19 protein-coding genes and 1 tRNA gene are annotated in these 21719 nt (G+C 63.2%); 7 read left to right on the top strand and 13 right to left on the bottom strand.

The genetic code is table 11. From position 1 onward, the window contains the following. Positions 1-240 precede the first annotated feature (240 nt). Genes ccmB through B9A15_RS03500 form a run of 3 tightly spaced genes read right to left on the bottom strand, consistent with a single transcriptional unit; the run spans position 241 to position 2242 of the window. Positions 241-900 carry a heme exporter protein CcmB gene (gene ccmB, locus B9A15_RS03490; protein WP_084408646.1) on the bottom strand — a complete coding sequence of 220 codons (660 nt, stop codon included), beginning with the start codon at positions 898-900 and terminating at the stop codon, positions 241-243. After that, the gene (gene ccmA, locus B9A15_RS03495) at positions 897-1628 is read right to left on the bottom strand and encodes a heme ABC exporter ATP-binding protein CcmA (RefSeq protein WP_084408647.1); all 732 of its coding nucleotides are present in this window, start codon (positions 1626-1628) and stop codon (positions 897-899) included. Before ccmA ends, ccmB begins: the two co-directional genes overlap by 4 nt. Next, entirely contained in the window at positions 1628-2242 is a 615-nt protein-coding gene (locus B9A15_RS03500; RefSeq protein WP_084408648.1) for a pyridoxamine 5'-phosphate oxidase family protein, read from the bottom strand. Before B9A15_RS03500 ends, ccmA begins: the two co-directional genes overlap by 1 nt. A 394-nt stretch (positions 2243-2636) precedes the next feature. On the opposite strand from B9A15_RS03500, the gene acnA reads away from it, so the two are divergent. From acnA to B9A15_RS03520, 4 genes are all read left to right on the top strand, one after another. After that, positions 2637-5396 carry an aconitate hydratase AcnA gene (acnA, locus tag B9A15_RS03505; RefSeq protein ID WP_084408649.1) on the top strand — a complete coding sequence of 920 codons (2760 nt, stop codon included), beginning with the start codon at positions 2637-2639 and terminating at the stop codon, positions 5394-5396. Positions 5397-5904: 508 nt separating this feature from the next. Next, positions 5905-6705, top strand: coding sequence for a DUF1223 domain-containing protein (locus B9A15_RS03510; RefSeq protein ID WP_170923158.1), 801 nt, complete (start codon positions 5905-5907; stop codon positions 6703-6705). Positions 6706-6902: 197 nt separating this feature from the next. Further along, positions 6903-7274, top strand: a complete 372-nt coding sequence (locus B9A15_RS03515; RefSeq protein ID WP_084408651.1) for a DUF2794 domain-containing protein — start codon at positions 6903-6905, stop codon at positions 7272-7274. A 240-nt stretch (positions 7275-7514) separates the two neighbouring features. Continuing rightward, on the top strand, positions 7515-7733 hold the full coding sequence (locus B9A15_RS03520; RefSeq protein ID WP_084408652.1) for a ribosome modulation factor: 219 nt from the start codon (positions 7515-7517) through the stop codon (positions 7731-7733). A 321-nt stretch (positions 7734-8054) separates the two neighbouring features. Here B9A15_RS03520 and B9A15_RS03525 read toward each other — a convergent pair. From B9A15_RS03525 to ectA, 5 genes are all read right to left on the bottom strand, one after another. Further along, positions 8055-8139, bottom strand: a tRNA-Leu gene (locus B9A15_RS03525). 219 nt (positions 8140-8358) lie between these two features. Further along, positions 8359-9879: an aspartate kinase gene (locus B9A15_RS03530; protein WP_084408653.1), complete on the bottom strand. Its 1521-nt coding sequence runs from the start codon at positions 9877-9879 to the stop codon at positions 8359-8361. A gap of 94 nt (positions 9880-9973) precedes the next feature. Beyond that, positions 9974-10366: an ectoine synthase gene (locus tag B9A15_RS03535; RefSeq protein WP_084408654.1), complete on the bottom strand. Its 393-nt coding sequence runs from the start codon at positions 10364-10366 to the stop codon at positions 9974-9976. A 73-nt stretch (positions 10367-10439) separates the two neighbouring features. Continuing rightward, positions 10440-11747 carry a diaminobutyrate--2-oxoglutarate transaminase gene (gene ectB / locus B9A15_RS03540; protein WP_084408655.1) on the bottom strand — a complete coding sequence of 436 codons (1308 nt, stop codon included), beginning with the start codon at positions 11745-11747 and terminating at the stop codon, positions 10440-10442. Between the two features lie 96 nt (positions 11748-11843). Next, the gene (gene ectA / locus B9A15_RS03545) at positions 11844-12449 is read right to left on the bottom strand and encodes a diaminobutyrate acetyltransferase (RefSeq protein WP_084408656.1); all 606 of its coding nucleotides are present in this window, start codon (positions 12447-12449) and stop codon (positions 11844-11846) included. Positions 12450-12828: 379 nt separating this feature from the next. On the opposite strand from ectA, the gene B9A15_RS03550 reads away from it, so the two are divergent. Then, positions 12829-13332 (top strand): MarR family winged helix-turn-helix transcriptional regulator, encoded by a 504-nt coding sequence (locus B9A15_RS03550; protein ID WP_084408657.1) that lies wholly within the window; start codon positions 12829-12831, stop codon positions 13330-13332. Positions 13333-13359: 27 nt separating this feature from the next. Here B9A15_RS03550 and B9A15_RS03555 read toward each other — a convergent pair whose 3' ends face one another. Then, entirely contained in the window at positions 13360-14682 is a 1323-nt protein-coding gene (locus B9A15_RS03555; protein ID WP_084408658.1) for a hemolysin family protein, read from the bottom strand. Between the two features lie 180 nt (positions 14683-14862). Beyond that, positions 14863-16854: a PhoX family protein gene (locus B9A15_RS03560; RefSeq protein ID WP_084408659.1), complete on the bottom strand. Its 1992-nt coding sequence runs from the start codon at positions 16852-16854 to the stop codon at positions 14863-14865. A gap of 227 nt (positions 16855-17081) precedes the next feature. Between B9A15_RS03560 and B9A15_RS03565 the strand changes: the two genes are divergently transcribed. After that, positions 17082-17333, top strand: a complete 252-nt coding sequence (locus tag B9A15_RS03565; protein WP_244556775.1) for a toxin — start codon at positions 17082-17084, stop codon at positions 17331-17333. 2 nt (positions 17334-17335) lie between these two features. After that, the gene (locus B9A15_RS03570) at positions 17336-17614 is read left to right on the top strand and encodes a CopG family antitoxin (protein WP_084408825.1); all 279 of its coding nucleotides are present in this window, start codon (positions 17336-17338) and stop codon (positions 17612-17614) included. Positions 17615-17771: 157 nt separating this feature from the next. Here B9A15_RS03570 and B9A15_RS03575 read toward each other — a convergent pair whose 3' ends face one another. Genes B9A15_RS03575 through uvrB form a run of 3 tightly spaced genes read right to left on the bottom strand, consistent with a single transcriptional unit; the run spans position 17772 to position 21681 of the window. Further along, complete coding sequence (locus tag B9A15_RS03575; protein ID WP_084408661.1) at positions 17772-18011, bottom strand: hypothetical protein; 240 nt, start codon at positions 18009-18011, stop codon at positions 17772-17774. A gap of 29 nt (positions 18012-18040) precedes the next feature. Next, complete coding sequence (locus B9A15_RS03580; protein WP_084408662.1) at positions 18041-18484, bottom strand: hypothetical protein; 444 nt, start codon at positions 18482-18484, stop codon at positions 18041-18043. Further along, complete coding sequence (gene uvrB, locus B9A15_RS03585; RefSeq protein WP_084408663.1) at positions 18481-21681, bottom strand: excinuclease ABC subunit UvrB; 3201 nt, start codon at positions 21679-21681, stop codon at positions 18481-18483. Before uvrB ends, B9A15_RS03580 begins: the two co-directional genes overlap by 4 nt. Positions 21682-21719: the final 38 nt, after the last annotated feature.

Below are 21719 nucleotides of genomic sequence, written 5' to 3' on the forward strand. Positions count from 1 at the left end.
CCTGATCGACGCCGACTGAACCGGAAATGTCAATCCTTCCTTGATGGGGTCGTTGAGGCCAGACTCCCTGACCGTTGTCGCCGGATCGAATCGCCCAATGGGCCGCATGCCTGTCTTCGCGGTCGGCGCAGGAGCCGCCGCATGATGGGTGGCCGAAGGGTTGTGTCTCAACCAATTTTGACCGGCCGTCCGCTTTATCTGATTGTCGCACAGTGAACCTTCCCATTCGAACGCCCATCCTCAATCGGCATTCGCCTTGAGCGCCGCCCCCGCCGCGATCGGGCCGAGGGCGCCGAAGAAGAGGGTCAGGGCGCAGAGGATCAGGAAAGGCGGCAGGAACGGGTCGGGATCGTTAACCGCGCCATAGGTTGCCGAGACGCCGAAGATCAGGACGGGGATCGCCAGCGGCAGGACGAGGACTGAGACGAGAAGCCCGCCGCGGGGCAGGGCGACGGCAACGGCGGCGCCGACCGCGCCGATGAAGGTGATCGCCGGGGTCCCGACGAAAAGCGTCGCCATGGTTGCCCCGATCGCCGTCGGCGAAAGCGCCAGAAACAGGCCGAGCATCGGCGAGGCGAGGACTAGCGGCAAACCACTGGCAAGCCACAGTGCGATACATTTGACGAAGACGATCAGCATCGGGGAGCGCCCGCCCAGAAGCAGAGCGTCGAGCGTGCCATCCTCGCGATCGGCCTGGAACAGCCGGTCGAGGGTGAGAAGCGTCGCCAGAAGCGCGCCGATCCAGAGAATCGCCGGCCCGATCCGCGACAGGAGATTGAGGTCGGGGCCTATGCCGAAGGGAACGGTGGCGATCACCGCGAGGAAGAAGATGACGCCGGTGGCCGCCCCGCCGCCGCCCGACAGAGCGAGCTTCAGATCGCGTAGCAAAAGCGCTCTCACAGCCAGCCCTCCGCCGCCGCGAGCTCGGCATCGTCGACGATCACGCTGTCGTCGTCGCGGATCGTTGCGGCCGGCGGGCGGATAACGAGGTCCTTCGCGTCGTGCAAGCCAAGCGGCTGATGGGTCGCCGCAACGATCATCCCGCCCCTCTTGCGGTGTGCGGCCATCAGGGTCGCAAATCCTGCCTGGGAGGCGGTGTCGAGGGCGGCGGTCGGCTCGTCGAGGATCCAGGCTGGCCGCTCGACGAGGATCAGTCTGGCAAGGCTCGCCCGGCGTTGTTGGCCGGCCGACAGATAGCCGAAGGGCAGGCGCGACAGATCGGGCAGGCCAACAGCGTCGAGGGCGTCGGCGATCTCTCGGGTCGAAGGCTTCGGAGCCTGGCCGTAACGCGCCCAAAAAGCGAGATTCTCGCCGACGGTGAGGCCGGGTTTCATGGCGTTGCGATGACCCACATGATGAGCGACTTCGCCGAGGCGGGCGGCTGGCTCACCGTCCGGCGCGATCAAGCCGTCGACTGTCACCTCTCCGGCGAGCGGCGGCAAGAAGCCGGCGAGCGTTCGCAGAAAGGTCGACTTGCCAGCGCCGTTCGGCCCGGTGACGAGCAGCGCTTCGCCGGCCGCCAGGCGAAAGTCGAACGGGCCGGCGACGGCCGCGCGGCCGCGCCCGACGAGCAGCCCGGACGCCGCGACGACGGCCGCCGAGCCGGCTCGACTCGCAGCAGCGTCCATCAATAGAGCGTCGTCCGATAGGCCTCGGCGAGATCATCGTCGACCTCGCGGGCGGTCTTGGCCATGCCGAGCTGGTCCCTCATGATGGCCCCGAGCGTCGGCAGGCTGGAGCGATCCGGCCAGCTTTCTGGCCTCCAAAGCGAAGAGCGCATGAACGCCTTGGCGCAGTGAAAGTAGATTTCCTCGATCGTGACGACGAGAACGCTGATTGGCCGTTTCCCCTCATGGACGAAGCGATCCAAAAGGTCTTCGTCGACGCGAATCTCCGCCCGTCCATTGACCCGCAACGTCTCGTCCATGCCGGGAATGAGAAAGAGCAGGCCGACGACGGGATTCTCGACGATGTTCTGAAAGGAATCCATGCGCCGATTGCCAGGACGGTCCGGGATCGCGAGGCGTTTGTCGTCGAGCGCCAAGACAAAGCCCGCCTGATCGCCCTTCGGGCTCACATCGGGCAGGCCTCCCGGCGCGGCTGTCGAGAGAAGGACGAAGGGGCTCTTTTCGATGAAGCCTCTGAAATGCCGATCGAGCCGATCGAATTCCTTTTCGACGGCCCGTCCGCTCGGATGGCCGTAAAGCGCTCTCAGCGCCTCCAGGGTGTCGATCCGACTCATGAAAGGATCTCCTCGGGCATTTGCTCAACACGTTGAAGAGGGTTTCGGCGAAATTCGATGCGGCCGCAAGACGATAGAGCCATGCCCTTCCATGACGGGGCTTCAGGGGTTCGGGATAGCCGCAAAATTCGCTGCTCTGCAGCACAAAATCGAGCCTTAGACGGAGTGCGGTCTTTATAGCCGTTCGAAACTCCGCTACATGACAGCTCAACCACACCAGCGGCCGGCGTGGATCGTCACCAGTGCCGATCTCGCGGCTGCCCTTTTGATGAGGGGCGGCCGGGGCGGACAAGCGGAAATGGTCGCACCCGCATCTTCGAGCGCGTTTTCCGCCGCGTTCAAGGCTGTTCGCCCTTCGGACTCCCTTTCGGTTCGAGAAGGAACGTAAAGCCTCGTGTCCAAACATCCCGATAGTTTCAACTGCCGCAAGACCCTCGATGTCGGCGGTAAGCCCTATGTGTATTTCGACCTGAAGGAGGCCGAGAAGAACGGCCTTTCGGGCGTCTCGCGCTTGCCCTTCTCCATGAAGGTTCTGCTCGAGAACCTTCTGCGCAACGAAGACGGGCGCACCGTCACCAAGGACGACATCCAGGCCGTCGCCAAATGGATCGACGACAAGGGCTCGGCCGGCTACGAGATCGCCTATCGCCCGGCCCGCGTCCTGATGCAGGATTTCACCGGCGTTCCGGCCGTCGTCGATCTGGCCGCCATGCGCGATGCGACGAACAATCTCGGCGCGGATCCCAAGAAGGTGAACCCGCTCGTGCCCGTCGATCTCGTCATCGACCACTCGGTCATGGTCGATTATTTCGCGAGCCCCGACGCGTTTTCGAAGAATGTCGACGTCGAATACGAGCGCAACCGGGAACGCTACCAGTTCCTGCGCTGGGGCCAGAGCGCCTTCGAGAATTTTCGCGTCGTGCCTCCCGGCACCGGCATCTGCCACCAGGTCAACCTCGAATATCTCGCCCAGACCGTCTGGACGCGCGACGTGGATGGCGAGACGGTCGCCTATCCCGACACGCTGGTCGGCACCGATTCCCACACGACCATGGTCAACGGCCTCTCGGTTCTCGGCTGGGGCGTCGGCGGCATCGAGGCGGAAGCGGCCATGCTCGGCCAGCCGATCTCCATGCTGATCCCCGAGGTCATCGGCTTCCGGCTCGACGGTAAGCTGCCCGAGGGCACGACGGCGACGGACCTCGTCCTCACCGTCACCGAGATGCTTCGCAAGAAGAAGGTCGTCGGCAAGTTCGTCGAGTTCTACGGGCCGGGCCTGTCGAATCTGACGCTGGAAGACCAGGCGACCATCGCCAATATGGCGCCGGAATATGGCGCGACCTGCGGCTTCTTCCCGATCGACAAGGACACCATCGCCTATCTGGAGGCGACTGGCCGCGCCAAGGACCGTATCGCGCTGGTCGAGGCCTATGCCCATGCGCAGGGCATGTTCCGTGTCGATGGCACCGAGGACCCGGTCTTCACCGACACACTCTCACTCGATCTTTCGACCGTCGTTCCCTCGCTCGCCGGCCCGAAGCGGCCGCAGGACCGCGTGGCCCTGACGGAGGCTTCGAAGAAGTTCGTCGAGGCGCTGGCCGAGATCAAGGGCGGCCGCAAGAAGAACGAAGAGCCTGAATCCACCGGCGATTCGCGCTTCATGGACGAAGGCGCGACCGGCGTGAACGACACGCCGGGCCAAGTGCGCCACAAGGTCGAGGGCGCCGAGCATGGCTTGGCCGAAGGCGACGTCGTGATCGCGGCGATCACCTCCTGCACCAACACCTCGAACCCGAACGTCCTGGTGGCTGCCGGTCTCGTCGCCCGCAAGGCCTTCGAGAAGGGCTTGAAGGTCAAGCCCTGGGTGAAGACCTCGCTCGCGCCGGGCTCTCAGGTGGTGACGGAGTATCTGGAGAAGTCCGGGCTCCAGACCGATCTCGACAAGATGGGCTTCAATCTCGTCGGCTATGGCTGCACGACCTGCATCGGCAATTCCGGTCCGCTTCCCGAGCCGATCTCCGAGGCGATCAACCAGAACGACCTCGTCGCCGTCTCGGTCCTGTCGGGCAACCGCAACTTCGAGGGCCGGGTCAATCCGGATGTGCGGGCGAACTATCTCGCCTCGCCCCCTCTCGTCGTCGCCTATGCGATCGCCGGCTCGATGTTCACCGACATCACGTCCGAGCCGCTTGGACAGGACAAGGACGGCAACGACGTCTTCCTGAAGGATATCTGGCCGACCACGCAGGAGATCGCCGAGATCGTCCGCGAGACGGTCACCCGCGACATGTTCGAGACCCGCTATGCCGACGTCTTCAAGGGCGACGAGCATTGGCAGAAGATCGATGTTTCCGGCGGCCTGACCTATGACTGGGACGATCGCTCGACCTATGTCCAGAACCCGCCTTACTTCGAGGGTATGGCACCCGAGCCGAAGCCGGTGACGAATATCGAGGGTGCTCGCATCCTCGGCCTTTTCGCCGACTCCATCACGACCGACCACATCTCCCCGGCCGGTTCGATCAAGAAGGATGGCCCGGCCGGCGAATATCTCGTTAACCATCAGGTGCGCCCTGTGGACTTCAACTCCTATGGCGCCCGTCGTGGCAACCATCAGGTCATGATGCGCGGCACCTTCGCCAATATCCGCATCAAGAACCAGATGGTGCCGGGCGTCGAAGGCGGCGTGACGGTCCACCATCCGTCCGGCGAGCAGATGCCGATCTATGACGCGGCGATGAAGTACAAGCAGGACGACGTCCCGCTCGTGGTCTTCGCCGGCAAGGAATACGGCACCGGCTCGTCCCGCGACTGGGCGGCCAAAGGCACCGTTCTTCTCGGCGTCAAGGCGGTCATCGCCGAGAGCTTCGAGCGTATCCACCGCTCCAATCTCGTCGGCATGGGCGTCGTTCCCTTCGTCTTCGCCGAGGAAGGCACGAGCTGGCAATCGCTCGGCCTGAAGGGCGACGAGAAGGTGACGATCGATGGTCTCACCGAGATCCAGCCGCGCCAGGAGCTCGAAGCCGTGATCGAGAGCGCCGACGGATCGAAGCAGACCGTCAAGCTCAAGGCCCGCATCGATACGCTGGACGAGCTGGAATACTACAAGAACGGCGGCATTCTTCATTACGTGCTGCGCCGTCTTGCCGCTTAGAGCATGATGCCGAAAGTTTAGACAACTTTAGACTTGTCTGTTGAAAGAGACGCCGCCGATCCAAACGGGTCGGCGGCGTTTTTCGTCCGAAAGAGCCCGTTTCCTGCACGGTCGGTTGGCGCGGTTTCGAAATCTCCAAAAAGCGCTTGGCCGAAGGCATGATGGCGACGGCGGACAGGCCAGGGCAATGCTCCGCTTTTAAGGTCCCGGTGTCCTGACATTCGGCCATGACCGTCAACTGTGCTGGGTGACCGGTGCGCGGCCCCATGGACGACCATCGGATTGCGCTCGTTCGGCTTGGGCGCGGTCAAGGGCGTCCTCGCGCATTGCCTCACCCGCAATTGACTGGAGCGTGGGTTGGCGCCTCACTAGGGTCTTGCCCATGCAGATTTCGATCCCGACGACCAACCTCTTGTCGCCTGCCGCGGTGTGCGGTGCCCGAGCGCCGCAATGGCGCGCGGAGCTGTATGAGCCGGAGCCTTCTCCGCCGCCTCAGACGCCGCGTGGCATGGGACGGGCGAGGGTTATGGTCGCGTCGGCGCTTAGCCTAATTCTTGCGACGATTGTCTGCTTCCTCGCTCTCGCAGGCCGGTCTGAAGCGAGCGACGAGATTGCGGGCGCCCCCATTTCCCACGTCGTCGAGCTCTTCACGAGCCAGGGCTGCCGCTCCTGCCCGACCGCCGATAAGGTTCTGGCCGATCTCGACGCCGATCCCAGCCTCCTCGTTCTCGCCTATCACGTGGACTATTGGGACTATATTGGCTGGCAGGATCTCTATGGCTCCACGGACAACACCAATCGCCAGCGCGCCTATCAGCAGAGCTTCTCGCTTCCGAGCCTCTATACCCCGCAACTCGTCGTCAACGGACGAGCGCAATTGGTGGCGACGCCCGACCAGCCTGTCGCGGAGACCGTTGCGCAAGTTCCCTCGCTTGCGACCGAGCAGAAGGCCTGGGTCAAGTTGGAAAGGGTCGGCGAACAGGTGAAGATCCGCGCCGGCCTGAGCGATCCCATGGCCGCTGGCCCGATGCCGGTCCTGATCCTCGTCACCTTCGACGAGGAAAGCGAGACGGTCATCACGCGCGGTGAAAATGCTGGCAGCACGCTTCATCAGACCCATCCCGTGCGCGATTGGCGCATTCTCGGCATGTGGTCGGGCGAGCCATTGAAGATCGAACTGCCGCTCGCCACCTTGGTTGAGGATGCGCGGGGGGCGAATGGCTGCGCGGCCCTGATTCAGGCCATGAGCCCGGATGGCTCGCCCGGGCCCATCCTCGCCGCGGCGCGATTGGCGCTTCCCGATCATTGATCGCAAGGCCGGTTTAAGGCTGAGCGCCTTCACCTGCTTTGCTTTCCCGAGGCTCGCGAAACGCTTTTGCCGCTCGCCCGTTTCCGTGTCACCATGCCGTCATGAAGGCGACATTGCCGGTCGAGGGCTCATCGTCGCAAGGGCCTTGCGGGACGAGCCGATCGTGATGCCGCGCCAGATCAGGAGGGACCGACCTTATGAGCTTTTCCATTGCCTCCGAGGACGCCAGCAATCTTGTCGCATTCCCGGATCGGCGAAAGGAGAGCGGTCAGGTCGTCTTCGACCGGCGTGAATTGTCTGAAATTCTCAAACTTTATGGGCGCATGGTGGCGGCCGGCGAATGGCGCGACTATGCGATCGACATGCTGAAAGAGCGAGCGGTCTTCTCAGTGTTCCGCCGCACCAGCGAGATGCCGCTCTACCGGGTCGAAAAAATCCCAAAACTCGCCCGCAAACAAGGCGCCTATCAGGTGGTCGCGGCCGGTGGCCTCGTCATGAAACGCGGTCACGACCTCGCCACCGTTCTGAAGGTCTTCGACAAACAACTGAAGAGCGTCGATGCGGACTAAGTTCGGTCTCGGTTGACGCTTTAGGATGGCTTCCATGAACGGACGAAGCGGGTGCCATTCCTGATATTTGCTGTCCTGGAGAACCCCGCAATTTGTGTTGCCGGAATGCTCCAAGAGGCTCCGTCATTGCCGCTGCGATGGCCCCTTTACCCTTGGTGCGTAGGGGATCAGGTGGTTTCAATATAGTAAGCTAAGCAAATCGGGCTCGCCATTCATTCACAGTTTGGACAGTTTCCAGACATGAGCGAGAATGACGAAAACACCGAGCTGGCGAAGCGAATTGCAGACGCCGCGAACGAAACGGCCATTTGGAGAGAAGGCCAGAATGCCTATCGCTCGGCCGGTCTGAACGCGTCGAACCCCTATATGGCCAATTCCGCGCAAGCCAGTCTGTGGCAAAGCGGCTATCAAAACGCTCAAGAGATGGCGAAGGACCGAAGCCTGGCTTGGGACCGCTGAGGGGCGGGCACAAAAGCGGAGCGCGCCTCATGCGCCGGATGATCAATTAGGATTGCTCGGCGCTCTCTCAATCTTTGATAACGCGCTGGGTCGTTGAAAAGCCGGCAACCATTTTTTCGCTAGGCGCTTACGCGTGCGAATGCCAGCCCGATGAATGGACGAGGCATCGCACGCCCGGCAAATCGTCAGCAGCGACCTTAACGAACGCGGGCCAGCAGGGCGAAGCGCAACGATCCGGCCGTCGCCGGCTTCATTCATCGTTATTAGAAGATAGTCTTGGCGTCTGTTTCGGGTCTCATCTGACCGCTCAAAACAGGGATTTGGTGCCCAGGAGAGGACTCGAACCTCCACGCCTCGCGGCACACGGACCTGAACCGTGCGCGTCTACCAATTCCGCCACCTGGGCTCGGAGCGGACGTTTAGAGGGCGGTTGGCAGCCTGTCAACGACGTTTCTGCGACGCCGGCAAAAAGGATCTGAAAGCCCTGCGTTGTAAGGGCTTTTTTGGCTGGGAAATCGCTTCTCAAACGAAAAACCCGTCTTTCTCTTGCAAGAAAGACGGGCTTCGATTCGGGTCGGCCGGCTTCCTGCCGGAGATCGGCCGTTCAGAGGTTTCGCGTCGGCGCTCAGGCGGCGTCGGCGAGGGCAGGGGCTTTCGTGGCGTCCGACTTATCCGTTTCAGGCGACTTGCCCGCCTGGCTGTCATTGTCGGCCGTGTCCCTAAATGCACCGTCCTCTTCGACCAGCGCCGCATGCAGCGCGCGAAGGGCCGTCTCATAGTCCTTGTCGTCGATGACGAATTGCAGATCGATCCGACGCGCCAGATCATGCATGCCGAGTGGCGTGATGCCGGCTTCGTTGAGCGCCGCGAGCGCCTTGAAGGTGAAGGCCGAGCCCGGCAGCTTGCGGCCGATGACCGAGATCATCGAGACACGCTGGATCTCGACCTCTGCCGCCGGGAAGCGTTCCGACAGCTGGCGCTCCACCTTGCGCAGCGCATTCATCGAACAATCGAGATAGTGGGTGATCGTGTTGGCGTTGCAGGTCTTGGTGACGATGCGGATATTGTGCTGCTGAAGCACTTCCAGGATCGCCTGATCGTGGCCTTTCACGCCGACCATGTCCTGCTCGAAGAACTGGAGCGAGAAGACACCTTTCAGCCCGGCGATCATGTCGACACGCGGCTCCGGCGCGCCGCGATCGGAAAGGATCAGCGTGCCCGGCTCATCCGGACGGAAGGCATTGCGCACCCGCAGAGGGATTTCGGCCTGGCGCAGACCCTTGGCCGCGCGGGGATGGATCGCCTCCATGCCCATATTGGAAAGCTGGTCGGCGACGTCGTAATTGGTGCGGCCGATGACGCGCACCTTGTCGAGGCCCACCGTCTTCGGGTCAGCGCTGCAGAGGTGATATTCCTTGTGGATGATCGCCTCGGAGGCACCCGTCAGAACGGCCAGGCGGGAGAAGGTCACTTCCGTATAGCCGCGATCGAAGGTCTTCATCAGCGCCTCGCGGCACTGAGCATAGCCCGTGACGATCGGCATCTCATGGGCGATGTCGACATCGCGGAACGCCGTCTCGATTCGCTCGTCGAGGCTCGGCTGGCTGTCGTCGCGCCAGCCGGAGAGATCGACGAAGCGCGCATTGACGCCGTGGCGGCGAAGGAGAAGCGTCGTCGCGAAGGCCGAATGGGCCTCGCCAAGCGATGACAGCATCTCGCGCACGGTGAGGAGGTGCTCTTCGAGACGAAACTGGCCGAAGGAGCACAGGCGGCTGAGATCGATGAGGCAGGAGCGCACGCCCTCGACACGCTCGCGCACGAAGTCGTCGGCGGCCTTCGCATCGCCCGCGTCCTTCAGGACGTCGGCATTGATCGCTTGCATGGCGCGGCCGACCTCGCTCAAGGCGTCGCCCCAGGCCCAATCGCTGTCGGAGGAGGCAAAGAGCGCATAGACGCCCGGCTCGCCGGTCTTCTTGTGTTCGAGAAGCTTATCCGTAATGCCGCCATAGGCGGAGACCACGAAGACGCGGCCATAAAGATCGGCCGCCTTGCGCGTGCCAATGAGAACGTTGTCGATCAGCTCCTCATGCCGAAGCATGGAGGTGCCGCCGATCTTTTCCACTGTATGTCCTGTATGTCCCGTCATGATGTCCCCTTTCGCTATCTGCCGGCCCTTTGAGGGATCGAAGGGCCGCGCTGCGACCCTTCGTCTGTCTCGTCTTGTTTGCGAAGACGGGCGATCAGACAGCTTCGGCTTCCAGCGAATAGGCGCCGGTCTCGTCATGGACCTCACGCCCATTCAGCGGCGGATTGAAGACGCAGGCGACCTGCATCTCGGTGCGCGGGCGCACGATGTGGCGGTCATGCTTGTCGAGGACATACATCTTGCCGGGGAAAAGCTCGTGGATCTCGCCGGTCTCCTTGTCCTCGATCGTGCCCTCGCCTGAGATCACATAGACGGACTCGAAATGGTTCTTGTAATGAAAGTGGTTCTCGCCGCCCGCATAGAGCGTCGTGATGTGGAAGGAGAATCCGCAATTGTCGCCCTTGAGGAGGAGGCGGGTGGAATCCCAGCCCTCCGACTTGACGAAACGGCGGGTCTCTCGGGCTTCTGCAAGGTCGCGAATGATCATGTCGTGTCTCTTTCGAAAATCTGTCTTGAAGGGTGAGGCTTAAGGCGCGGCGAAGGCCGCGCTTTCAAAAGCCTTACTCGGCCGCGATCGCCTGGGGCGCGCGCAGCACCGCCTCGAAGCTCTCGGCCAGGATGTCGAGTCCCTTTTCGAAGGTCTCCATCTCAATGGTCAGCGGCGCGAGAACCTTGACGATCTCGTTGCTCGATCCGGAGGTCTCGATGATGAGGCCGCGCTCGAAACCGGCCTCGCAGATGGCCGAGGCGAGCTCGCCCGAGCCGGTGTCGATGCCCTGCATCATGCCGCGCCCCTTGAGGCGGAAATCCTCGCCGGCCTTGGCGGCGATGCCGCTCAGGCGCTCGGTGAGATAAGCGACGCGCTCTTCGACGCTCTTCTGGAAGACGTCGGTCCGCCAGAACTTCTCGAGTGCCGCCGTCGCCGTCACGAAGGCATGGTTGTTGCCTCGGAAGGTGCCATTGTGCTCGGCCGGGCCGAAGACATCGTGCTCGGGCTTCATCAGGATCATGGAGAAAGGCAAGCCGTAGCCCGACAGCGACTTCGCCATGGTCACGATATCCGGCTTGATGCCGGCAAATTCGAAGGCGAAGAAATCGCCCGAGCGACCGCAGCCGGCCTGGATGTCGTCGATAATGAGCAGGGCGTCGTGCTTCCTGGCGATCTCCTCGAGCTTCTGAAGGAAGGGCTTGGAGGCGACGTTCAGCCCGCCTTCGCCCTGGATGCATTCGAGAAGGATCGCCGCCGGCGCGTCGATGCCGCTGGACGTGTCTCTCAGCATGTCGTCGAGCATCTGGGCGCTGTCGACGCCGTCGCCATGGAAGCCGTCATAGGGCATGCGCGAGACCGAGGAGAGCTGGCTGCGCGCGGCGGCGCGCTGGCCGCCATTGCCTGTCGCTGACAAGGCGCCGACGGTGACCCCGTGATAGCCGTTGGTGAAGGCGATGACATTGTCGCGGCCGGTCTTCTTGCGGGCGAGCTTCAAAGCCGCTTCCACCGCATTGGCGCCGGTCGGGCCCTGGAACATCATGCGATAATCGAGGCCGCGCGGCTTCAGGATGACCTCGTCGAAGGTGCGCAGGAAGGTTTCCTTGGCCTCGGTGAACATGTCGAGGCCATGCGTGACGCCATCCGAGGCGATGTATTCGACGAGGGCCGCCTTCATATCCGGGTCGTTATGGCCGTAATTCAGGGAGGCGCAGCCGGCCAGGAAGTCGATATAGTCGCGGCCGTCTTGGTCGGTCAGAACCGCGTTCCGGGCCGTCTTGAAGACGGTCGGGAAGGAGCGGCAATAGCTGCGGACCTTGGATTCGAGACGCGAAAAGGTGGCGACGCCCGGCTTGGCCGGCGTGGTGGTGAGCTTGGTCATGATGAATGTCCTTGGAATTCTTGTCGCGGAATGAACGAGACGGCATGACGTGCTCTCATCAACGAGAGCACGTTGCCTGTGGGCCAATCTTCGCCGTCAGGCGGCGGCGGCCTCGGCCTGGTTCATGCGCTGGCCCATGGTCTCGGCGGGACGGGCCTCGTCCTCGGAAGAGCCGATCGGGGCAATGGTGAGCATATGCTCGCTGTCGTGCTGGCCGGCGAAATGCTTCTTTTCGCAAAGCCAGACCGTGTCCGAGACCTCGGCGCCGAACTGATCGGCGAGGCCCTCGAACATGCGCCAGGACGAGCGATTGTCCGGCGTGATCGTCGTCTTGATGCGCTCGATATCCTCGCAGCCTTCGCTGTCGAGGAGCTTGGCGATGAGGCGACGGGCGAGCTTGCGACCGCGCGCGGCTTCATCGACGGCGACCTGCCAGACGAAGAGCGTGCCAGGATCCTTCGGCGGAATATAGGCCGAGACCCATCCGAGGATCTTGCCGTTTTCTTCCGCCAGCATGCAGGTCTCGGAGAAATGGGTGCACTGAAGGAAGTTACAGTAGAGCGAATTCCCGTCCAGCGCCTCACAGGATGCGATCAGATCATGCACGGCCTGCCCGTCTTCCCGCTTCGGGTGACGGAACCGCAGACGATCCTGCGTCCCACGTGCCGGACTTCGGGAGTCGTTCGCCGATTGCTGCAACATCTATGCGCCTCATGGTCTGTTTCGCTGTCAGAGAAATTTCAATCATCGAAGGAATAGTCAAGGGCGCTGCACTGCGAAAGGTCAGGTTCCATGAGACCATTATGCGGTGGAATCCCCTGAAAGCCTTTGAATTCACGAGGGCTCTGCAGAATGTGGATGCAATGTGAAATTTTTTTGTGCAGTCGGGAATGGACGGGCCCCTTCGTCAATCGAAGGATTTTTCAAGGCACGTCCATCCCGAAATTTAGGGGGTCTCGGCCCGATTCCCGGAATGATTTGATTGTCGAAAGACCTTTCGCTAGGAGCATCGGCATGGACGATCCTCGCCGACGCGACCCGTCCGGCATGGCGAACGAGGCGATGGGCGAGGGCGGCCGGCATGGCGGGCGGAGCTGTGGAACGAACGGAACGGGGCCGCGACGCGCTGATCGCCTTGCGGCGCATCCTGCGCGCAACCGAGATCGGCGGTCGGCGGCTTGCCCGGGAAACCGGTCTGACCAGTTCACAGTTGACGGTCTTACGACTGCTCGCCGATGGTGAGACGACGCCCGGCGCCATTTCGGCCGGGATCGGCCTCACCCAGGCGACGGTCACCGCTCTGATCGACCGACTGGCGGCGCGCGGCCTCGTCATAAGGCGGCGCGGCGAGAGCGACCGGAGGCGGGTCTGGATCGATCTGACCGAAGAGGGCCAAGCGCTGCTTGCCTCCATGCCCTCTGATCTGCAGGCGACCTTTCACACCGAATTCGCCAAGCTCGCCTCCTGGGAGCAGGCCATGATGGTCGCGACGCTGGAGCGCCTCGTCGGCATGCTGAATGCCGGACAGCTCGAGGCCGGGCCGGTTCTCGAATTCGGCGATCTATCCCCGTCCGAGCGCGAATAGGGCCAGCCGGCGGCCTGCCGCCCTGTTTCAGGCTTCGTCTTCTGTCGGAGCCTCTTCGACGTCAGAGCCGGCCACCGGCGTGAAGAGGAGCTTGTCGATGCGGCGTCCGTCGAGGTCCATGATCTCGATATCGACGCTCGGCAGGCGCAGGATTTCGCCCACATCGGGGATATGTCCCATACGCTCCAGAACGAGGCCCGCCACCGTCTCGTAATCGCGCTCTTCCGGCAGCTCCAGATCGGGGAATGTCTGGACGAGCCGGTCGATGGGCAAGGCACCGTCGACGAGATAGGAGCCGTCCTTGCGCCGCATCAGGCTCGGCACGTCGGCCGAGCCTTCCGGCAGCGTGCCGGCGATGGCGACCAGAATGTCCTGAGGCGTCGCGATGCCTTCGAAGGAGCCATATTCGTCGAGGACGATCGCCATATGAATGCCGGCCTCGCGGAAGCGTTCGAGGAGCTTCAGGATCGGCATCGCCTCATTGACATAGAGCGGATCGCGCATGGCCGTCTTGAGGTCGATCGTGCCCGTCTTCGTCTGCTGTTCGAGAAGGTCCTTAGTCTGGACGATGCCGACCACCTCGTCCTCGTCGAGATCAAGGACGGGGAAACGCGAATGGCCGGCTTTGAGAATTTCGGCAATTGCCGCGTTGGGGTCTTCGGCCAGATCGAGCCAGTCCACACCCGGGCGCGGCACCATGATCGAGCGCACATTGCGGTCGGCGATCTTGATGACCCCCTCCAGCATTTCGCGCTCCTTGGGCTTGAAGACGCCCGATTGCGTGCCCTCGGCGATCATGGCGCGCACATCGTCCTCGGTGACGCTGTCGGTCTCGTTGTCCTTGAGGCCGAAGAGCCGGGAGAGGGCCTTGGTGGAAATTTCGAGAACCCAGACGAGCGGTGCGCCGACGCGCGAGACGAGGCGCATGATCGGCGCGACCAGACAGGCGATCGCCTCGGGCCGCGACAGGGCGAAGCGCTTCGGCACGAGTTCGCCGATCACCAGCGAGACATAGGTGATGACGACGACCACCGCGACGAAGGCGACGTCCTGGGCATAGGGGCCGATCACCGGCCAGTCGGCGATCACCTCGGCCAGCGGCGCGGCGAAGACCGAGCCGCCATAGGCGCCGGCGAAGATGCCGACCAGCGTGATGCCGATCTGGACGGTGGAGAGAAAGGTTGTCGGGTTTTCCGCGAGCTTCAAGGCCGATTGAGCGCCGCGCTTGCGTTGCTTGGCCATCTGTTCGAGCCGGCTCTTGCGCGCCGAGACAACGGCAAGCTCCGACATGGCGAAGAAGCCGTTGAGGAGAACGAGGGCGAAGACGATCGCGGCATTGACGAGAAGCAAGGGGCACCGGGCGGCAATAGTAATGGTCGCCTGCTAGATAGGATGGCGCCTGCGCCTTGCGAGGGGCTTCGAGGCCTTGCCTTCAATGAGGGTGAAGAGCGGGGCGACAGATCACGAAGAAAACCCCGCCCGCCTTGTCGGCGGACGGGGCGTATCATGGATCGCTTAGACGCGAGCCGATCAGGACGAGGCGATCTTTCCGCCGCCCTGCTTGGTGATCGCGACGACCGAGGGGCGAACCGGCATGTCGTCCTTGAAGTCCGGCCAGCGGGTCGACGGATCTTCGTAATAGGACGGACGGCCAAAACCTTCCCAATCCTCGCCGCCATCGCCCGGATGCTGGACCGCGACGAAGAAGGTGGCGAGATCCGGCGTCGGGCGGGGGCCGCACATTTCGGCGCCGACCGGCACGCGGTAGAAGAGTTTCGAGGTGCCGCGGCCTTCGCCTTCGGTCTCCATGGCCCAAAGGCCGTCGGTGCGGCCGGTGGCCTTCGGCGAATTGCCGTCGGTGGAGATCCAGAGGCGACCGTCGCTGTCGACCGCGCAATTGTCCGGCATTCCAAACCAGCCATTCTCGGTGGTGGCGGTGGAGAAGGTGGCGCCCACATCGGCCACCGACGGATCGCCGCATTTCACCAGGATTTCCCAACGGCCCGAGGTCGCGGCGAAGTCGCCGCCGTCCTCGGCGATCTCGACGATATGGCCGAAGGCGTTGTCGAGGCGCGGATTGGCGGCGTTGGCTTCCTTGCGCTTGGTGTTGTTGGTCAGCATGACATAGACGCGGCCGTTCGAACCGTTCGGCTCGATGTCCTCCGGCCGGTCCATCGGGGTCGCGCCGAGAAGGTCGGCGGCGCGGCGCGTCTCGATGAGAACGTCGGCCTGGCTTTCGAAGCCGTTCTCGGCGGTCAGCGGACCTTCGCCGAAGGTCAGCGGCATCCAGGTGACGGTGCCGTCCTCGTCGAACTTCGCCACATGAAGCGTTCCGTCGTCGAGAAGGTCCATATTCGCGGCGCGGTCGTCCGGATTGTATTTTCCGGCTGTCACGAATTTGTAGACATAGTCGAAGCGCTCGTCGTCGCCGAGATAGAAGACGACCCGGCCATCGGGAGCGACGATCGACTCGGCGCCTTCATGCTTGAAGCGGCCGAGGGCGGTGCGCTTCTTCGGCACCGAATTCGGATCCTCCACATCCACCTCGACGACCCAGCCGAAGCGGTTCGGTTCGTTCGGCTCCTTGGAAAGGTCGAAACGGTCGTGGAACTTGCCCCATTCATAGGAGCCTTCCGGCACGCCGTAGCGCTCGTAATTGGCGGCTTCCCTGTGGCCCCCGGGCAGCTCGCCCATGAAGTAGCCGTGGAAATTCTCCTCCGCCATGACATAGGTGCCCCAGGGCGTGACGCCGCCGGCGCAGTTGTTCAGCGTGCCGAACACCTTGGTGCCGGTCGCGTCAGTCGAGGTCTTGAGGCGGTCATGGCCGGCGGCCGGGCCGGAAAGCTGCATCTCGGTGGTTGACATGATGCGGCGGTTCTTGGCGCCGTCGCGCACCACCTGCCACTTGCCGTCCACCTTGCGGATTTCGACGATCGTGCCGCCATGGGCGGCCATCTCGATGTCGACGCGCTTCTGGTCGGCCGGCGCGACGACCAGCTCCTCGCCCTCGACCTTGACGATGCCCGGGAACATCAGATGTTCGTTGGTGTATTCGTGATTAACGACCAGCAGGCCATGCTCGGACGAGCCGTCGATCGGAATGAAGCCGACGAAGTCGTTGTTGTAGCCGAACTGGCGCGCCTGGGATTCCGGCGTCTGGTTCGTCGGGTCGAAATCCGGGGAATCGGGGAAGAGCCCGTCGCCCCAGCGCAGCAGCACGTCGGCGTCGTAGCCCTCGGCCACATGATGGTCGGCATCGACGCCGGCGGTCACTTCCTTGAAGTCGAAGCGCTTTGCGCCGGTCTCGGCATGGGCCTCGTCGGCGGCGAGCAGCGCCATCGGCGACACGGTGGCGGCGATTGCCGTCGCGGCCAGCGAGCCCTGCAGAAACCCACGGCGCGAGAAGCGACGGGCGATGATCTCGCCCATGGTCGGGTTCGAGGTCGGATTGAGGCCTTCGCCGTCGGCTTCCTCCAGAAGACTGGTCTTAAAATGGGCGCGTAGCGGCGTCTGGTCGTTCATCGTCTCACCTCGTTCAAAAAGGATCAGACCAAATCACGGCCGCCACGAAGGCGCCGATGGGGTGGCCTGAGAGGGAGTTGATAATCATTCTAAATAACGGTTCGATGACAGGGTGGGCGTGAAGCGATCGGCTGCACCGACACATGCCTGTGGGCGGACATCGTGGACGATCCGCTTGCACCGGATATGGACGCGATCCATAGTAATGCGCCGAGATTTCATGGAGCTTGGGCAAGAAGGAGGTGCTGAAAGAGCGCTACGGTCTCGGCTTCGGGACCGTCGTGGCGGCTCTCGACGAGAGAAAGCTCCTGTTCAATCGTCAGCATCCGAACAGGGACAGATACCCCGATCAGCGGCAGATGGTCATCGAGATCGACGGCTATGCCTGGGTGGTCCCGTATATCGAGACCGATGGGGGAATTTTCCTCAAGACGATGTTTCCAAGCCGCCGCGCCACGCGCGAGTTCATGGGGCAATGATGATGACTGGCAAAGAGCCTGAACCCATTCTCAGCGACGACGAACGCGAGGACTATGATCTCAGCGAAAGCGGCGATTGGGTCGAAGTCGACGACGCGGGAAGCCGGAACGCCGACCTTCAGGCCGCCGCGCGTCGCCATCTCGCCGGCCTGCCGCGCCGCCGCATCTCCATCGCGATTCCCGAACGCGATCTCCTGCGCCTGAAGACGAAGGCTGCTGAAAAGGGCATGCCCTACCAGACGCTGATCAACTCGATCCTGCATGAGTATGTGGAGCGGTAGGGCGGCCCAGCCGGGTAACTGCTCACGTGGTTGGCAGAAGCTGGCAAAATTCTGCTCTGACCGAAAACTCGTGCGACGATAACGCATTGATTCCTAAGGAGCACGATTTTGATGATTTTCGCACGTGTCGCGAAAGTGCCAACCACGTGAGCAGTCATTAAGGCATTGACGCATCGTCCCTTTCATCATCAAGATGCACCTCCCCAATCGCCTGGTAAAGATCAAACAAGCTTTGGTGTATTTCGCTTGCGCGGCGGGACCAGTCGGAATTGACCTTGATGGCTTCGGCCTCGACCAGTTCGCTCTCGACCAGCGTCATGATCACGGAGGCCATGTGGAGCGCTTCGTGGCGGTGGAACTCGTCTGGCACGGCACGACGCTTCTTTGATTTCGCCATGGCGATCGTCTTTCCCTCCTCATCTGTTTTTAACGGGGATTCGGGTTTTCATTCCGCAATCTTCTCACCAGCACCCAAACCGCGCGCAGCATCCACGCGATGAAGACGATCGCTCCTATTGCCGTGACGAGCGCCAGCAGGGGGCGGAACTCCCCAACGCTGATTCCCAGAATCACCCAAACCGGGGCCGGTATGCCGAACTGAAAGACTATCATCCCGAAGTTGCGGATGAAGCTTTCGAACTTGGCACCCGGAAAGCCCTCGCAAACGACGACACTTACTAAGGCATCGGTCCAGTAGCAGGAGCCGGGAACGCGATCTTCGAACTGGACGGTCATGATCTCGGCATAGATGCCTGAAGCGACAGCGAGGAGCAGCAAGACCGCGACAACGCCGCCGATCCACCAGGACAGACGTCCGCCGGGATGGCGTTGTCGGCTCGGGGTGTTCTTTTCGACCGCGTCCTTCCTCACCGCCCCGGCCGCCCCGTCTTCGTCGGCCGCCTCTTCCGCTTCTGATCCCCCGCATCCTCGTAAGACCCACGCCCGACGCGTTCCCGCCTGATCGGGGCGGGCGAGTCGTCGCTGGGGCGTGGTGTGGCTTCGTCCTTCGCGTCTCGCGCGTCGGACTGGGCGGAGGGCTCGGATGAGGCCTTCTGCGGGGCCGGCTTCTTCGGCGGGGTCTTGCCGGTCGGCTTTTCGGTGCGGCCGACGGTCATTTCGTCGAGGGTGTTCTTGCGGAAATAGGAGGCGACGCTAGCCGGAACGGCGGTGTCGGTACCGGGGCCCATGTCGTCGAGGGACGGCTTGCGGAACAGGGAGGCGGGGGCGGCGACATTGCCGGAGCCGGGGGCCTTGAGGACTTCGCCGCGCGGGCCGAAGCGTTCGTCGCCCTGGGGGGCGCGGTCGCGCTTGGCTTTCTTGCCGTGCTTGGTGCGGCCGGTGGAGGGGCCCATGACGGACTCCTCCAATTCGACGGCGGCGGCCAGCGGGTCGGCTTCCTCGACGGCGTTCTTCCCGCCGCCCTTGCCGCGCCCGGAGCCTGAGGCTCCGCCGAATTCCAGCTCTTTCGCGTTGAGTTTCTTGATCTCGTCGCGCAGGCGCGCGGCAAGCTCGAAGTCGAGATCGCTCGCCGCCTCGCGCATCTGCTTTTCCAGATGCTCGATATGGGCGCGCAGATTGTTGCCGACGAGCTCGCCCTCCTTGGCGGCGGGGCCGACATCGACCCGGACATGATCCTTCTCGTAATAGCTGTCGAGAATGTCGGCGATCTTGGCCTTCACGCTCGCCGGGGTGATGCCGTGCTCGGCATTATAGGCCTCCTGCTTCTCGCGCCGCCGGTTGGTCTCGGCGATGGCGCGCTGCATGGAGCCGGTCTCGTTGTCGGCATAGAGGATCACCTTGCCGTCCACATTGCGCGCCGCGCGGCCAATGGTCTGGATGAGCGAGGTTTCCGAGCGCAAGAACCCTTCCTTGTCGGCGTCGAGAATGGCGACGAGGCCGCATTCGGGAATGTCGAGACCCTCGCGCAGCAGGTTGATGCCGACCAGCACGTCGAAGGTGCCGAGGCGGAGATCCCGAATGATCTCGATGCGCTCCAGCGTGTCGATATCCGAATGCATGTAGCGCACCCGAATGCCTTGCTCATGGAGATATTCGGTGAGGTCTTCCGCCATGCGCTTGGTCAAGACGGTGCAGAGGACGCGATAGCCCTTGTCCACCGTCTCGCGAATCTCGCCGAGAAGATCGTCGACCTGGGTGCGGGCCGGGCGGATTTCGACGGGGGGATCGGTGAGGCCGGTCGGGCGGATGACCTGTTCGGCGAAGACGCCGCCCGATTCCTCCAGCTCCCAGGAGCCGGGGGTCGCCGAGACCGCGACGGTCTGGGGCCGCATCGCGTCCCATTCCTCGAAGCGAAGCGGCCGGTTGTCCATGCAGGAGGGCAGACGGAAGCCATATTCGGCGAGCGTCGCCTTGCGCCGAAAGTCGCCCCGATACATGGCGCCGATCTGCGGCACGGTCACATGGCTCTCGTCGATGAAGACCAGCGCGTTGTCGGGCAGATATTCGAAGAGGGTCGGCGGCGGATGGCCGGGCTGGCGCCCGGTGAGATAGCGCGAATAGTTCTCGATGCCCTGGCAGGAGCCGGTCGCCTCGATCATCTCGATGTCGAAGCGCGTGCGCTGTTCGAGGCGCTGGGCCTCGAGCAGGCGGCCGGCCTTTTCGAGCTCCACGAGCCGGTGCTTCAGCTCTTCCTTGATGCTCTTGACCGCCTGATTGAGCGTCGGGCGCGGCGTCACATAGTGGGAGTTCGCGTAGATCTTCACCGACTTCAATTCGTCGGTCTTCCTGCCGGTCAGCGGATCGAATTCCTGGATCGTCTCGATCTCGTCGCCGAAGAGCGAGATGCGCCAGGCGCGGTCTTCCAGATGGGCGGGGAAGATCTCGATCGTATCGCCGCGCACGCGAAACGAGCCGCGCTGAAAGTCCATGTCCCGGCGCTTGTATTGCTGGGCGACGAGATCGGCCAGAAGCTGGCGCTGGTCCAGCCGATCGCCCACCGCCATCTGGAAGGTCATCGCCGTGTAGGTCTCGACCGAGCCGATACCGTAGATGCAGGACACGGAGGCGACGATGATCACGTCGTCACGTTCGAGCAGCGCGCGGGTCGCCGCATGGCGCATCCGGTCGATCTGCTCGTTGATCGAAGATTCCTTCTCGATATAGGTGTCCGAGCGCGGCACATAGGCTTCGGGCTGATAGTAATCGTAATAGGAGACGAAATATTCGACGGCGTTGTTCGGGAAGAAGCTCTTGAACTCGCCATAGAGCTGCGCCGCCAGCGTCTTGTTGGGCGCCAGGATCAGGGCCGGGCGCTGGGTGCGCTCGATGACATTGGCGACGGTGAAGGTCTTGCCCGAGCCGGTGACGCCGAGCAGGACCTGGGTCTTGTCGTGGTCGCTGATCCCCGCGACGAGATCCTTGATCGCCGTCGGCTGGTCGCCCATGGGCGTATAGTCCGAGGCGATCTCGAAGGCGACGCCGCCCTCCGACTTATCGGGCCGGGCCGGGCGATGAGGGATCCAGAGCTCGCCATTCTTGTGCAGCGGATTGCCTGAGGAGATAAGGTCCTGCAAGGCCTGGACGGTCGCCGTGACGCCGCCTTCGGGCAGGGATTTGGCGTCTTCCAGGGATATGCTCATGCCGGCGACGGGGTTGAGCCCGGCGGCCGCCCGCTGTTTCGGATCGCTGGTGCCGCCCATGGAGGTGCCGCGCGCCGTCTTCATCGGCTTGGGGGCGTCGGCCTTGCCGGTCTTGCCCTTGGCCGGCGCGGGTTTGCGGCTCTTGCGCGTCTCGGCGGGGGAGGCGCTGTCAGCTGCGGCGGGATCGCCGTCACCATCGGCCGTGCGCTCGGCCTTGGTCTCGGAGGCGCGCTCGATGGCCTCGGCCCAGGAGCCGATCGGGCCGGACAAGGCTTCCGAGGCGTCGAATTCGGCCTGGGGCGCTTCGCCGAAGCCACCGGCGCTGTCGGCCCGTTCGGAGGCCTGCGCAAAATCCGTCAGCGGCCCGCGCCTCGCCAGCGCGGTCGGGTCGAAACTGTCGCCCTCGTCGAAGGGCGCGTCGCTCTGGGGGGCCTTGCGGGCCGGGGTCTTGCGGGGTCGGGAAGCCATAGCGGAACATATAGAGACCGCCCCGAGCGTATGGAAGC

The organism is Fulvimarina manganoxydans (assembly GCF_900176465.1).
Lineage (GTDB): Bacteria > Pseudomonadota > Alphaproteobacteria > Rhizobiales > Rhizobiaceae > Fulvimarina > Fulvimarina manganoxydans.

Bases quoted from the DNA above. Each gene is read 5' to 3' on its own strand.
- B9A15_RS03570 (WP_084408825.1), top strand. From the start codon at position 17,336: ATGACTGGCAAAGAGCCTGAACCCATTCTCAGCGACGACGAACGCGAG.
- B9A15_RS03510 (WP_170923158.1), top strand. From the start codon at position 5,905: ATGGGACGGGCGAGGGTTATGGTCGCGTCGGCGCTTAGCCTAATTCTT.
- B9A15_RS03575 (WP_084408661.1), bottom strand. From the start codon at position 18,011: ATGGCGAAATCAAAGAAGCGTCGTGCCGTGCCAGACGAGTTCCACCGC.
- ectA (WP_084408656.1), bottom strand. From the start codon at position 12,449: ATGTTGCAGCAATCGGCGAACGACTCCCGAAGTCCGGCACGTGGGACG.
- B9A15_RS03500 (WP_084408648.1), bottom strand. From the start codon at position 2,242: ATGAGTCGGATCGACACCCTGGAGGCGCTGAGAGCGCTTTACGGCCAT.
- B9A15_RS03515 (WP_084408651.1), top strand. From the start codon at position 6,903: ATGAGCTTTTCCATTGCCTCCGAGGACGCCAGCAATCTTGTCGCATTC.
- B9A15_RS03520 (WP_084408652.1), top strand. From the start codon at position 7,515: ATGAGCGAGAATGACGAAAACACCGAGCTGGCGAAGCGAATTGCAGAC.
- ccmA (WP_084408647.1), bottom strand. From the start codon at position 1,628: ATGGACGCTGCTGCGAGTCGAGCCGGCTCGGCGGCCGTCGTCGCGGCG.
- ectB (WP_084408655.1), bottom strand. From the start codon at position 11,747: ATGACCAAGCTCACCACCACGCCGGCCAAGCCGGGCGTCGCCACCTTT.
- B9A15_RS03550 (WP_084408657.1), top strand. From the start codon at position 12,829: ATGGCGGGCGGAGCTGTGGAACGAACGGAACGGGGCCGCGACGCGCTG.
- uvrB (WP_084408663.1), bottom strand. From the start codon at position 21,681: ATGGCTTCCCGACCCCGCAAGACCCCGGCCCGCAAGGCCCCCCAGAGC.
- B9A15_RS03560 (WP_084408659.1), bottom strand. From the start codon at position 16,854: ATGAACGACCAGACGCCGCTACGCGCCCATTTTAAGACCAGTCTTCTG.
- B9A15_RS03535 (WP_084408654.1), bottom strand. From the start codon at position 10,366: ATGATCATTCGCGACCTTGCAGAAGCCCGAGAGACCCGCCGTTTCGTC.
- B9A15_RS03530 (WP_084408653.1), bottom strand. From the start codon at position 9,879: ATGACGGGACATACAGGACATACAGTGGAAAAGATCGGCGGCACCTCC.